The 12,929-nt window shown below is 39.8% G+C and carries 11 protein-coding genes and 1 pseudogene; 8 read left to right on the top strand and 4 right to left on the bottom strand.

The genetic code is table 11. From position 1 onward, the window contains the following. Nucleotides 1-119: 119 nt before the first annotated feature. Nucleotides 120-1,121 (top strand): annotated as a pseudogene (locus CWC28_RS15550) (branched-chain amino acid aminotransferase); the annotation flags it as partial. A 163-nt stretch (nucleotides 1,122-1,284) separates the two neighbouring features. After that, on the top strand, nucleotides 1,285-3,438 hold the full coding sequence (locus tag CWC28_RS15545; protein ID WP_138625392.1) for a prolyl oligopeptidase family serine peptidase: 2,154 nt from the start codon (nucleotides 1,285-1,287) through the stop codon (nucleotides 3,436-3,438). Between the two features lie 79 nt (nucleotides 3,439-3,517). On the opposite strand, the gene CWC28_RS15540 is transcribed toward CWC28_RS15545, so the two are convergent. Then, nucleotides 3,518-4,609 carry a DUF481 domain-containing protein gene (locus CWC28_RS15540; protein ID WP_082874070.1) on the bottom strand — a complete coding sequence of 364 codons (1,092 nt, stop codon included), beginning with the start codon at nucleotides 4,607-4,609 and terminating at the stop codon, nucleotides 3,518-3,520. Between the two features lie 103 nt (nucleotides 4,610-4,712). Continuing rightward, nucleotides 4,713-6,008 (bottom strand): anti-phage deoxyguanosine triphosphatase, encoded by a 1,296-nt coding sequence (locus CWC28_RS15535; RefSeq protein WP_063704790.1) that lies wholly within the window; start codon nucleotides 6,006-6,008, stop codon nucleotides 4,713-4,715. 214 nt (nucleotides 6,009-6,222) lie between these two features. On the opposite strand from CWC28_RS15535, the gene CWC28_RS15530 reads away from it, so the two are divergent. The 6 genes from CWC28_RS15530 to ttcA all read left to right on the top strand — a co-directional run bounded on the left by CWC28_RS15530 (nucleotide 6,223) and on the right by ttcA (nucleotide 11,074). Beyond that, nucleotides 6,223-7,041 carry a glucosaminidase domain-containing protein gene (locus CWC28_RS15530; RefSeq protein WP_138625391.1) on the top strand — a complete coding sequence of 273 codons (819 nt, stop codon included), beginning with the start codon at nucleotides 6,223-6,225 and terminating at the stop codon, nucleotides 7,039-7,041. Continuing rightward, complete coding sequence (locus CWC28_RS15525) at nucleotides 7,034-7,702, top strand: DUF2987 domain-containing protein (RefSeq protein WP_138625390.1); 669 nt, start codon at nucleotides 7,034-7,036, stop codon at nucleotides 7,700-7,702. Before CWC28_RS15530 ends, CWC28_RS15525 begins: the two co-directional genes overlap by 8 nt. A gap of 496 nt (nucleotides 7,703-8,198) precedes the next feature. Next, on the top strand, nucleotides 8,199-9,092 hold the full coding sequence (gene ppk2, locus CWC28_RS15520) for a polyphosphate kinase 2 (protein WP_082874071.1): 894 nt from the start codon (nucleotides 8,199-8,201) through the stop codon (nucleotides 9,090-9,092). A gap of 11 nt (nucleotides 9,093-9,103) precedes the next feature. After that, nucleotides 9,104-9,415, top strand: coding sequence for a hypothetical protein (locus tag CWC28_RS15515; protein WP_138625389.1), 312 nt, complete (start codon nucleotides 9,104-9,106; stop codon nucleotides 9,413-9,415). Nucleotides 9,416-9,534: 119 nt separating this feature from the next. Beyond that, complete coding sequence (locus CWC28_RS15510; RefSeq protein ID WP_138625388.1) at nucleotides 9,535-9,954, top strand: hypothetical protein; 420 nt, start codon at nucleotides 9,535-9,537, stop codon at nucleotides 9,952-9,954. Between the two features lie 226 nt (nucleotides 9,955-10,180). After that, the gene (gene ttcA, locus CWC28_RS15505) at nucleotides 10,181-11,074 is read left to right on the top strand and encodes a tRNA 2-thiocytidine(32) synthetase TtcA (protein WP_054553048.1); all 894 of its coding nucleotides are present in this window, start codon (nucleotides 10,181-10,183) and stop codon (nucleotides 11,072-11,074) included. Between the two features lie 62 nt (nucleotides 11,075-11,136). On the opposite strand, the gene uspE is transcribed toward ttcA, so the two are convergent. Next, entirely contained in the window at nucleotides 11,137-12,060 is a 924-nt protein-coding gene (gene uspE, locus CWC28_RS15500; protein ID WP_138625387.1) for a universal stress protein UspE, read from the bottom strand. 102 nt (nucleotides 12,061-12,162) lie between these two features. Beyond that, nucleotides 12,163-12,897 (bottom strand): FNR family transcription factor, encoded by a 735-nt coding sequence (locus CWC28_RS15495; protein WP_063704804.1) that lies wholly within the window; start codon nucleotides 12,895-12,897, stop codon nucleotides 12,163-12,165. Between the last annotated feature and the right edge of the window lie 32 nt (nucleotides 12,898-12,929).

Genomic DNA, 12,929 nt, shown 5'->3' with positions numbered 1-12,929 from the left:
TTTTTTGTACCAAATGGTCGGATTATTATCACTTTAATCGATAAAAGGCACTAGTTTGCTATGGTTAAACGGGGATGGATTAGCATACAATGGGGTAAAAGTAGTCCAAACAAGAGAGAACAACAATGGCCGCATTTGGTACTGTATTTATGCCACAAATGATCCAAGCACGTTTTGCTGATAACTCATGGAGTGAAAGCGCGCTGGTCCCATCTGATAAAATCGAATTACATGCGGGTGCTCACGTATTACATTACTCAAGCACCTGTTTTGAAGGATTAAAAGCTTTTCGTCACGAAGATGGCTCGGTCTATATCTTTCGTATGGATGCTAACATTGCGCGTATGAAACAAAGCTCTAAGTTACTTAACTTACCTGACTTTGACGAAAGCATGCTTGAGCAAATGATCAAAGACATTGTTAAAGAGTATGCAGACGAAACACCCGCACCACCTGGGTCTATGTATATTCGTCCTACGCACATTGGTACAGAAGCGGCTATCGGTAAAGCGGCTGCACCGTCAATGAGTTCACTACTGTATGTATTACTTTCGCCAGTGGGTGATTACTTTGCTGGTGGTGCTACAGCACTACGTGTATTACTTGAAGAAGATGGCATGCGCTGTGCACCTCACATGGGAATGGTTAAAAGTGGTGGTAACTACGCAAGTGCATTAGGCCCAATTTTACAGGCTCGCTCTGAACATCAAGCAGATCAAATCTTATTCTGCCCAGGTGGCGATGTACAAGAAACGGGTGCTGCAAACTTCATTCTAATTGATGGTGATGAAATCATCACAAAAGCACTTGATAGCACATTCTTACACGGTGTGACGCGTAATAGTATTTTAACGATTGCGAAAGATTTAGGTATGACTGTATCTGAGCGCAACTTTACTGTGTCTGAGTTACTAGAAAGAGCTGCTAAGCCGGGTACTGAAGCTGCATTATCGGGTACCGCTGCGGTACTGACGTCGGTTGGCACGCTTATTCATAACGACCAAGAGTTTAAAGTGGGATCGGGTGAACCAGGTGAGAAAGTCGCAAAATTACGCCAAGCATTGAATGATATTCAATGGGGTAAATCAGCAGATACTCATGGCTGGTTAACTAAAGTATAATTGCTGAGCGATTACATCGTTATAAAGAGCCACGTAATAACGTGGCTTTTTTGTTTTTACATTGGTTTACAGCAGACCCTGTGTTTAACCGCAAATTGCTAGACATTCTTTTGTATTAACTTTACTTTCAATTTGTTAACAATAACTAAAAAGTAAAATTATTATGATCAAGAAAACGCTTGCTTGTGCAATTGTAGTTGCACTGGCGGGGTGTGGTGAATCAACCCCAACAAACACAGAACAAACTGTAAAAACTGCAGAGGTTAAAGCTGCTGTGAATTATCCAGAAACTAAAAAAGGCAATGTTGTTGACGAATATTTCGGTGAGCAAGTAGCAGACCCATATCGTTGGTTAGAAGACGATATGAGCGACGAAACCGCACAATGGGTGAAAGCCGAAAATGACGTTACGTTTTCTTATCTAAAAAATATTCCTTATCGCGATGAGCTTAAAACCACGCTCGAAAAGCTGATGAACTACGAAAAAGTGACAGCGCCGTTTAAAGAGGGTGAGTACACCTACTTTTATAAAAACGATGGTCTGCAAAATCAGTATGTGGTTTATCGTAAAAAAGGCGACTCAGAAGCTGAAGTGTTTTTAGATCCAAATACGTTCAGTAGTGACGGCACAACTTCAATGTCGGGTTTAACATTTACTGAAGACGGCACTTTAGCGGCTTATCAAATCTCTGAAGGCGGCAGTGACTGGCGTAAAATTATCATTATTGATACTGCGACTAAACAGCCGATTGAAGAAGCATTAGTTGATGTAAAATTCAGTGGTATCTCTTGGCTTGGCAACGAAGGATTCTATTATTCGAGCTACGATAAGCCAAAGGGCAGTGAGCTGTCTGCAAAAACAGATCAACATAAAGTTTACTACCATAAGTTAGGTACAGCACAAGCTGACGACCAATTAATTTATGGCGGCACAGAGGCACAGAAACATCGTTATATTGGTGCTGAAGTGACCCGTGATAATCGTTATCTAATTATCGCTGCAAGTACTTCAACTTCAGGTAATAAACTGTTTATCAAAGATTTAACTAAGCCTGACAGCACGTTAGTGACGATTTTAGATAACACTGACTCAGATACCTCAATTATTGATAATGACGGCTCGAAACTGTATTTGGTGACTAACTTAAACGCACCCAATATGCGTGTAGTGACAGTGGATGCCACTGATCCTAGCCCAGAAAATTGGCAAGATTTAATCCCTGAAACTGACAATGTACTTAGCATTTCGAAAGGCGGTGACTACTTCTTTGCCAAGTATATGGTTGATGCGATTTCGCAAGTAAAACAATACGATAAATCAGGTAAATTGGTGCGTGACATCAGCCTACCAGGTGTAGGTACTGCATATGGCTTTAGTGGTAAGCACGATGCACAAACACTGTATTACTCATTTACGAATTACACTACACCAGGCAATACCTACTCGTTTGATGTTGAATCAGGAAAGTCTGATGTGTATCGCAAGTCGGGCGCTAAATTTAATAGCGAAGAATATATCTCTGAACAAGTCTTCTATACATCAAAAGATGGCACCAAAGTGCCGATGATTATTTCGTACAAAAAAGGCACTGAGTTTAACGGTAAAAATCCGACTATTTTATATGGCTATGGTGGCTTTAACGTAAGCTTAACCCCAAGTTATAGCCCTACAATTGCGGCTTGGCTTGAGCACGGTGGCGTGTATGCTGTTGCTAATATTCGTGGTGGTGGCGAGTACGGTAAAGCGTGGCATGTAAATGGTACGCAGCTTAAAAAGCAAAATGTTTTTGATGACTTTATTGCAGCAGCTGAGTACTTAAATGAAAAACAATACAGCTCACCTGATTACCTAGCGGTACGTGGCGGCTCAAATGGTGGCTTATTAGTTGGTGCGGTTATGACACAGCGCCCTGAGCTATTTAAAGTAGCGCTTCCTGCTGTAGGTGTTTTAGATATGCTGCGTTACCACACCTTTACAGCGGGTGCTGGTTGGGCGTATGACTACGGCACCAGTGAACAAAGTAAAGAAATGTTCGATTACTTAAAAGGCTACTCACCTGTGCACAATGTTAAAGCGGGTGTTAGTTATCCAGCAACCTTAGTGACAACTGGGGATCATGATGACCGTGTTGTGCCTGCGCATTCATTTAAGTTTGCAGCCGAGCTGCAAGAAAAAGGTGCAAAACAAAACCCGTATCTGATTCGTATTGAAACAAATGCTGGTCACGGTGCAGGAACACCTACAAGTAAGATCATCGATCAATACGCTGATATTTATGGCTTTACCCTACACAACATGGGTGTTAAATCGCTATAAGGTTATGTATATATTACTTAACTAAAATGAAAACGCCGAGCTTAGCTCGGCGTTTTTGTATCGATTAAGCGAATTGGGATTATAAATCAATACCCAGTGCGAAAATCATTTTGTAATCTTCTTTTTCAGGTACTACCCCGTTTTCATCGGCAATTGGGTCGGCTAAGTAATCCCATACTAATGACATATCAAAGTCGATATCATCTGTGATTTCAAATTCAAATGCGGCCATTGCATATTGAGAATCACCACCGGCGTCACTGTTTGCAGTTAGGTAGCGATAGTTAAGGGTAAAATCAATTTTTTTGGTGACTTCTAACTCGTAATTAGTGCCAATAAAATATGACCAAGATGAGTTAGATTTTTCTTCTCCGCTAGCGACGGTATCAAACTCAGTTTTTTGATAAGCAGGGCCTGTTGAGAAGTCCCATTCGGTTTTATCGGTATCCATCACATAGTAACCAACACCGGCACCGACAGTGTATTTGTTGGCGATATTTTGAAACGGATCACGGTAGTACTCGAAGAAGATAGGACGGTAATACATTTTTTGGGTCTGAAACCAGTCGAAGGTACCGTTAGCACGAATGTTATTTTTAGTTACTTGTTCATCGCTGGTGGTGCGATAGCCTAAAAACTCTGCGAGAAAACGGCTAGACGCCGTACGGCGCTTGATATCAGCACGCGCTGAATATTCGGTTTGGTCAGTATTGCCTTTTGATATATCAGCGCCCAGCGCTATTTTGACAGTCCACGCGCTTAATTCGCTTTCAACAGAAGGTGCGATAGAAACTAAATCACGGTAACGATATTTAGCTTCTTGTTCACCGACTTTCACATAACCGCCTGAAATATTGAGCGTGCCACTGAGCTCTGAACCATCATTAAAACGAACAGTATGATGGCGGTCTGAGATGATCATATAAATATCGGCACGGTCAATCATCAATGTGTCGAGTATATCACTGTCGAACTCGACTTCTTTGTCGTACAAGGAGACAAGTTCACCTTTGAGCCATTCGCCAGAGTTAAGTCGTATCCAATCAAAATGGGTGGCATCTTTTATGATTATGCTACGCTCTTCAAGTAGCGGGTCAGGAAGTGTTTCTGCGCCGTAGCAAGCAAATGAGCTTGCTACAACAGTACTAATAAGCAGGTATTTTTTGAGCATTATTTCAGTCCATGTTAAATAAAATGCATTCAAAGAAGTGTCATTATTATTACTAATAACCTGTTTAATTCTAGAACAATTCACTGTGCTGTTCAAAAATTAGTTAGGCAGATGGCAAAAACAATCGCTGATAGGTCTTATAAGCATATTCATCACTCATCCCTGATAAATAATCACAAATTATACGCATTGCGTTATCGCCTTGCTGGTGCGCATTAAGCCACATTTCTTGCGTTGTTTCTGGCAGTAACCGCATAGGGTCGCTGGCAAAGGCACTAAATAGCTCAATTAGCAGGTTTTGCCCTTTAAATTCAACTTGCTGCATCTTTGGTTCGCGAATTAAACGTTTAAAAACAAAATGTTTTAGCACGTTAAGAATTTCGGCAAATTCATCCGGTAGGCTTACTGTGTACTGCAGTATTTCAGATTCGAAATCTGCGTTTTGTACAACTAACTGAGCGTTGATAATAAAGGTGTTAACCAATTCACCAATGGCATCTTTTCGTTCGTACTCGTGATGCGAGAAGAGTCTGGCGGTTATCGAGCTCAAATGGGTGGTTAGCCACGCTGAGTCTAGCTCTTGTAGCTGCTCAAGGGCATGGTTTTGCCAATCTGCTAACGTTAAAACCTCGGTGGCGATAGCGTCTTCTAAATCGTGAACGGCATAAGCAATATCGTCGGCTAATTCCATAATTGCTGAGTCTATCGATTTGTAGTGGGTTTTGGCTCTAAATTCATCAACCTTATAATGACTACTTAACAGTGCTTTATCATTATCGGACAGTGGCTCAATGATCCAGTCGAAAACATCTTTATCATCTTTATACAAGCCTTTAGCTGGGCGCCAATGATCGGCTTTAATAAAGCTACGTTGTTCACTTAGAGGTGGAATGCAGTGCCACAAATCATCAATAAAGGCAGGATATTTAATAAAACCTAACAAGGTGCGTCTGGTTAAATTCATGCCATAGCCATTTGAATAGGGCTCAAGCTTAGAGACAATCCTGAGTGTTTGCGCGTTTCCTTCAAAACCACCGTGCTCACGCATCATGTAATTTAATGCTATTTCACCACCATGACCAAAAGGAGGGTGGCCAATATCATGAGCAAGACACAAGGTTTCGAGTAAGCTACCGCTCGGAAAATTCGTAAATTCAGGGTGTTGCTTTTTCAAGTGGCGTAATAAACCACTGCCAATTTGGGCCACTTCTAATGAGTGAGTAAGACGGGTTCGGTAAAAATCATTCAAGCCAATACCCATAATTTGGGTTTTAGCTTGCAAACGCCTAAATGCAGCGGCGTGAATAATTCGAGAGCGGTCAACTTGCCAAGCTGAGCGATTATCGTTTGGACGATATTTTTGCTGGTCAATAATACGAGCTTGCCAAGATTGGCACATAAAAATAACCTTCCTATTTCTCGTTTGGTTGCTTTTCAGTATACGCAAGCGCTTGAAAATTGCGAGCAAATTGGCCGTTTCTTACCCGGTTCTGTATAAACTTTGGGTAGAGTGCTTCGGGCAAATTCGCCAAAAATCCACAGCTTTGGTATACTCCGCCTTTGTATGTGCGTGACGTTACCGCACATGAGTAGTAGTTTATTTGAGAGAATACATGCTTAAGTACGTTTTTCGAGTTTTACTGACCGCTTTTTTTGCATGGGCAATATTATCGCCATTTATGAAAGAAGATGTAGTCGTAGAAGAGTCTGAACAAACACAGACAACGCCAAAAGGAACCCAGCGCGTAATCAAAAAAGAAAAGCCATTGCATAACGTAAAACTGCCGGATTTTGCAGCATTTACGGATGTGAAAGAAAAGAAACATGCATTTTTTGATTTTATTCGCCCTCATGTCGAGGCTGAAAACAAGAAAATTTTACAGCAACGCGCAACCTTAGAAATTGCGCGCATGATGCTTGAATACAATGAGCCACTGACTAGCAAACAGCAATCAGATATTAAAAAAATCTTAACCAGCTATAAGTTGCCAGCCACCATTGACACTTTATCGCTTACTCAAGCGCTGCGTCGTGTTGATATCATTCCAAAAGAGCTTGCGCTTATGCAGGCGGCGAATGAATCAGCATGGGGTACCTCTCGTTTTGCACGCATTGGTTTAAATTTCTTCGGCCAGTGGTGTTATAAAAAAGGCTGCGGCATGGTCCCAAAACGTCGTGCCAACGAAGCAGCCCATGAAGTGACCGCTTTTAAGTCGGTACGTGCTGCGGTAAGCTCTTATTTTAAAAATATTAATACCCATGCGGCCTATAAAGATTTACGATCAATTCGTGCCGATTTACGTCGTCAGCAAAAGCCAATTGAAGCGACCATTCTTACACAAGGTTTGTTGTCGTATTCTGAGCGCCGTGAAGCGTACATTGAAGAATTAAATAAAATGATAAATCAAAACAGAGCTTACTTTGATGAATAAACTCCTTCCATGGTTTAAAGCCGCAACCATTGCGGTTGCGCTAAGTGCGGTTGCAACTAAGGCAGCCGCAACTGAATTTGTTGTTGCCTATGATGGCTTTTACGATCGTTTAAAAGTCGTTAATAAAGGCGAGTTCCAATACGCTCAAGTTAATTTTTACTTATCTGATATTGCTACTAACGAAGTGTGTACAATTAAGTCTGGTAAAATTATTACAGAAAAACAAGAGTTTGACTTAACATACACAGATAAGGCTCAGTTACTTTTACCTTTTGATAAGCAACTAGATACTGATAAAGCCGTAATTGTTGTTCAACCTGAAAATCCAAAACATGATTGCCAATTAAAGTTACAAATTGAAGCAACTGATTTGGCAGATTTTGAACTTAGCAAAGCAAACTTATATACACTCAATCAAGAGTTTGAAGAGTTATTATCTGATTTGTCGGGCTTTTTTGTAAGCAAACTCATGTGGTTCTTGTTACCAGAACAACAAGGTGTTGTGCTGAAATTTGATACTCAAGATGCTGTTTCAGCAAATGCAGTTAGCTGTAAAGCGCTGCGTTGCTCAGTGAAGGTCAGTGATGAGTGGCAAGATGATAAAAGTGTTTTACCCAGCCATGGTAAGCTTATTAGCGCCACACCGTGGATTGTAAAATAGCGCGTAAAAAATCTGACCGCAGCTTTGATAACTATTCAAAAGGGACCTTTTAGGTCTCTTTTTCGTTTTTAATTAGTAGTGAAGACGTCTCTTTTTTCAATATTTAGCTTAGTATTTTGGGCTTAGCCTAAATTTGTAAAATTCAATGTAAATAGCACGTTCTAAATAGCAACTTCTCTTGCCTAGATTATTTTCTCAATTCATGTTTTTGCTAAGCATTTGTATTGCTGCGCAGTTTAAAGAGCGGCTTGTATTTAAATGTAAAAACAGTATGAATATATGAATTTTTACTGGTTGTTTTTTACTATAGAAAAAGGGCTTGATTTTGGTTGTGCGACCTTGATTTTAATTAGGAGAAAAGTGTTATCTAATTATTTCTAAACAACTTTTTAAGTGTTTAAAAGATAGATATAGATCAATCTCATATGTAATAACTGACTTAAAGTAAAACTATAGAAATCTAAATATAGGTAGTTATAGTAAAAAAGGAGTCGTTATGCAGACAGTCGATGTCGAAGCCGTTTCAATTAAGTCGCAAAAGTTATCAAAAGCGAAAGCTAAGCAAGATGTTATTTTTGACTTAAATGTTAAAAACCCAAGTTTAAAATGGAATGCCGATGGCCATTACCCATACAAGCGTAAAATGGAGGTGGTTGAGTACGAGCGCCATAAGCATGAATTACAAATTGAGCTTTTAAAAATGCAAGGCTGGGTAAAAGAGACCAACCAGCAAATTGTGATTCTATTTGAGGGGCGAGATGCGGCAGGGAAAGGTGGCACTATAAAGCGCTTTATGGAGCACTTAAACCCTCGTGGGGCGCACGTAGTGGCTTTAGAGAAGCCATCTGCAAGAGAGCGTGATCAGTGGTATTTTCAGCGTTACATTAACCACCTACCCACCAAAGGGGAAATTATACTATTTGATCGTTCTTGGTATAACCGTGCAGGAGTAGAAAAGGTAATGGGGTTTTGTGATGACCACGAATATTTAGAGTTTATGCGCCAAACACCCCAACTTGAACGTATGTTGGTGAATAGCGGTATTAAGTTATTTAAATATTGGTTTTCGGTCAGTAGAGAAGAGCAATTTAGACGCTTTAAATCGCGCCAAAACGACCCACTAAAACAATGGAAATTGAGCCCGGTTGATATGGCATCACTAGCTAAATGGCATGATTATAGTGACGCCAAAGATGCCATGATGTTTCATACCCATACTAAAGATGCGCCTTGGACACAAATTCGCTCTGATGATAAAAAACGCGGGCGTATAAACTGTATGCGTCATTTCTTAAGCTGTTTGGATTACCCAGAAAAAGATCACGACATAGTCAATCGGGTCGATTCGCTTATTGTCACTGAACCTACCCGTATGTCGACGCGTCAGTAAAGGAGAGTACAATGCAAAATTCAGAGTCAGTATTTGAGAAGCGCCTTGCTAAGCTCGAAAAAATTATCGAAAAAAGCAAAAAAGAAGTGGCTAGAACCACTGAACTTGCAAAAGATGCAGCACTTAAAGCACAAGCAGCTGTAAAGTGTGCCAATGAAGCAGAGGGTCTCGCTGATAATGCAAAAAAGCGATTGAAAGCCGCTAAAAAGCAGTTAAAAGAGGCTAAAGTGTTAAAAATCGCGCAGAAAAATGCATCGAAAAAGTCGGCAATAAAACGTGCTAAACGAATGGCAAAGAATAAGGCTGATACTAAAAACGCTTAAAGTTAATAAAGGGCACATGGCTAATGTGCCCTTTATTTTTGTAATAAGCTTATTGCTGGATATTTTTCCGATTATCGTTATGCTAAACGTCAACTTTTCAGGGACTTAAAAGCATATTTATGAGAATCATACCTGCATTTTTTGTTATTTTACTGCTATGTTCAGCTTGTAGTCGTCATTCCCCCATCAACCAAGAAATGCAAACTAAGTTACAAGGTTCATGGCAGTCTACAAATAGCCCAGTTTGTGAAGCTAATTTTCATACTATAACCTTCAATAACAAAACATTAGAAGTCTCTTATGACGAACAAGGGTTTATTTCTGAGGCTGCAGCAAGAAAAACTTTTGTTTATACTATTCTTTCGACAGAGAACAATTTAATTCGAGTGCAACTTGAAAATGAAACTCGCTTAGATAAAAAAGGCAACCCAGTTGTTTGGCATCTTAAGCCACTTAGAAATGATAAATACTGCTGGGGCAGAGATGATTGGCCTGACCTAGCTTGTACAGCTTCCCGTTATAAATGCATTGTAAAATAAATAAGAAGTTAGTTTGCAGAAGTCAGAAAATTAAAACTTTGAGCCTATAAATTCATAAACCTTTGAGTCTATTCCCAAAGTGCTTTGTTTTACGTGGTATCTTCTCCAGTGAAGCGCTTTAATTATCCCACGCTAATCATTTCAACTCGCTCAAAAAGTCCGTATAATCCACGCCGAACTTTTTACTATGAAACATGGCTTAGTAAAGCCTGTATGAGCAGAGCAAATGAATCAAACTGATACTAGAAAAGAAACTCTTGAATTTAATAAACTTCAAAAGCGTCTAAGAAGGCATGTTGGTACCGCGATTACTGATTACAACATGATCGAAGACGGTGATGTTGTTATGGCATGTATCAGTGGTGGTAAAGATTCTTTTGCAATGCTAGATATTTTGCTTAATTTACAAAAAGCAGCGCCAATTAAATTTGAAGTGATTGCGGTAAACCTTGATCAGAAGCAACCAGGTTTTCCAGAGCATATCTTGCCTGATTACTTTGAAACGCTAAATATCCCGTATTACATCGTTGATAAAGATACTTACTCAGTTGTAAAAGAAAAAGTACCAGAGGGAAAAACTACCTGTGGTCTGTGCTCACGACTTCGTCGCGGCACACTTTATTCATTTGCAGAAAAAATTGGTGCAACCAAACTAGCACTTGGTCATCACATGGATGATATCGTTGAGACAATGTTCTTAAATATGTTCCATGGTTCACGACTAAAAGCGATGCCACCGAAATTACGCTCTGATGATGAACGTAACGTGGTCATTCGTCCGTTGTCTTATTGCCGTGAAAAAGATTTAATTAAATACGCCGAACACAAAGATTTCCCAATCATTCCTTGTAATTTATGTGGTTCACAAGAAAACCTGCAGCGTCAATCAATCAAAGCCATGCTGACAGAGTGGGATAAGAAAACCCCTGGTCGTGTTGAAAGTATCTTTAAGTCTTTACAGAATGTCAGCCCAAGCCAGCTTGCAGACAGAAACTTATTTGATTTTGAAAATTTACCACTTGATAGAGAAGGCAATCGTGAAAGCTATGATTTTAGCGAGGCGGTGGTCTCTTCGACAAACATTGATGAATCATTATTTATTGATGTAACAAATATATAAAAATTCCAAACTGTATATAAAAAAGCCCCAAACTGGGGCTTTTTTAATCTCTATTCAATAGGTTACTTAGCAAGTGGGCTTACATAGCCATCTGGTTTTAACGCTAACACATCGCAGTCAAGGCTATCAATGACATGCTCTGCGGTGTTACCAACAAGCGCAGCACTTAAGCCAGTACGACCAACTGTACCAATTACAACTAATTCGCTATTTAAGCGCGCTGCAACATCAGGAATAACATCTTCTGGTAAGCCTTCTTCAATATGGCAATGAGCTTGGTCAATAGCAAAGCCTTCAGCTAACGAGAGCGTTGATTCATAGTGATGCTTCTTAACTGATTCGTTATAAACACCTGGGTTAAATTCAGGGATTTCAATCGCGATATTAACAGGTGTTGCTGGGTAAGCATTCACAAGGTTAAGCGTTGCGTTGGCTAAGTCACAAATGAAGCGAGCGTCATTAATAATACGCTTGTTAAGTTCAAGGTGTTGTTCATTCTCACTCACTGCGTTTACTGCAGCTAAAATATTCCCTTTTGCTGGCCACTCTTTCTCTTTAACAAGTAAAACTGGAGCAGGGCACTTACGAATGAGGTGCCAGTCAGTAGGGGTGAAAATAACTGATTTAAGCGTATCGTGTTGATGAGTGCCTTTTACAACAAGGTCAAAACCATCGTTGATCACTGTATTGATAATGGCTTCGTAAGGGCGATTATGCCAAACCACGCAGCTATCAATGGTAAGCTCTGGGAAAAGTGCAATTTGCTCATTTAACCATTCTTGGCGGTCTTTTATAACGGCTTCTCGCATTGCTTCACGCTCATCAGCAGAAAGCATAGTGGTCATTTCGTAAGAGAAGTCGTAGATACTGAGGAAAGCAGTGATGGTCGCGCCAGATTTTTTGGCTAGATCAATTGAGCGGCTTAAACTATGTTGCTGCTCTTTGGTTGGGTCTATAACTGCTAAAATTCGTTTAATTGCGTCCATGTGCTGCTCCTTAACTGTTCCGCAAAAAGTAGTACTTTGAGTGTAACCTAAATTTAGAACAGTTAAAGGGGCAAACAATAGAAAGTTGCGTTAAATCAAACTCTATTTACATTTAATCGCCGCTGTTGCTGCAAGCGCTTGTTGGTCCAAAATGGTGATAAATTTACCTTCTACCTTGATTAAACCTGCTTTTTGGAAGCGGCTTAAAAGGCGGCTAATTGTTTCAACTGTTAAACCTAAATAGTTACCTATTTCACCACGTGTCATGGTTAAACGGAATTCTTTACGCGAAAAACCACGTTCACCAAAACGCTCTGCAAGATTATAAATAAAACTAGCTAGACGCTCTTCAGCTGACTTTTTATTGAGTAACAATAACATTTCTTGGTCATAGTTAATTTCATTACTCATTAAACGCATAATTTGTTGGCGTAGCTTAGGTAATTTACCTGCTAATTCGTCTAATGTGTCGAATGGAATTTCACATACCATTGAAGTTTCAAGGGCTTGTGAGAAACTTTGATGAGCCATTTTGTTAATAGCATCGAAACCAACTAAATCACCCGCTAGATGAAAACCAGTTATTTGTTCATCACCTTGTTCTGATAAAGTATAAGACTTAAACGAACCAGAGCGTACCGCATAAATAGCATTTAAGCTTTCGCCAGACTCAAATAAATAATCACCTTTATGCAGTGGTTTCTTACGTTCGATGATTTCATCGAGACGATCCATTTCTTGACCGTTTAATGAAAATGGCAAACATAGCTGGCTGATACTGCAATTATTACAGCTAATTGTGCATAAGCCTTTTGACTTGTTTTGTGAGAAGTCCATACATCAAATCCATTCAAATAAGTTAACAACAC

Origin of the sequence: Pseudoalteromonas sp. S4492, from assembly GCF_005886115.1 — a bacterium.
In the GTDB taxonomy this organism is placed as follows: Bacteria; Pseudomonadota; Gammaproteobacteria; order Enterobacterales; family Alteromonadaceae; genus Pseudoalteromonas; species Pseudoalteromonas gelatinilytica.
This window is presented reverse-complemented; position numbering and strand designations above follow the sequence as displayed.

Excerpts from the sequence above, each read along its gene's own strand:
- ttcA (WP_054553048.1), top strand. The coding sequence starts at position 10,181 with ATGAATCAAACTGATACTAGAAAAGAAACTCTTGAATTTAATAAACTT.
- CWC28_RS15540 (WP_082874070.1), bottom strand. The coding sequence starts at position 4,609 with ATGCTCAAAAAATACCTGCTTATTAGTACTGTTGTAGCAAGCTCATTT.
- CWC28_RS15535 (WP_063704790.1), bottom strand. The coding sequence starts at position 6,008 with ATGTGCCAATCTTGGCAAGCTCGTATTATTGACCAGCAAAAATATCGT.
- uspE (WP_138625387.1), bottom strand. The coding sequence starts at position 12,060 with ATGGACGCAATTAAACGAATTTTAGCAGTTATAGACCCAACCAAAGAG.
- CWC28_RS15545 (WP_138625392.1), top strand. The coding sequence starts at position 1,285 with ATGATCAAGAAAACGCTTGCTTGTGCAATTGTAGTTGCACTGGCGGGG.
- CWC28_RS15510 (WP_138625388.1), top strand. The coding sequence starts at position 9,535 with ATGAGAATCATACCTGCATTTTTTGTTATTTTACTGCTATGTTCAGCT.
- CWC28_RS15515 (WP_138625389.1), top strand. The coding sequence starts at position 9,104 with ATGCAAAATTCAGAGTCAGTATTTGAGAAGCGCCTTGCTAAGCTCGAA.
- ppk2 (WP_082874071.1), top strand. The coding sequence starts at position 8,199 with ATGCAGACAGTCGATGTCGAAGCCGTTTCAATTAAGTCGCAAAAGTTA.
- CWC28_RS15495 (WP_063704804.1), bottom strand. The coding sequence starts at position 12,897 with ATGGACTTCTCACAAAACAAGTCAAAAGGCTTATGCACAATTAGCTGT.
- CWC28_RS15525 (WP_138625390.1), top strand. The coding sequence starts at position 7,034 with ATGAATAAACTCCTTCCATGGTTTAAAGCCGCAACCATTGCGGTTGCG.
- CWC28_RS15530 (WP_138625391.1), top strand. The coding sequence starts at position 6,223 with ATGCTTAAGTACGTTTTTCGAGTTTTACTGACCGCTTTTTTTGCATGG.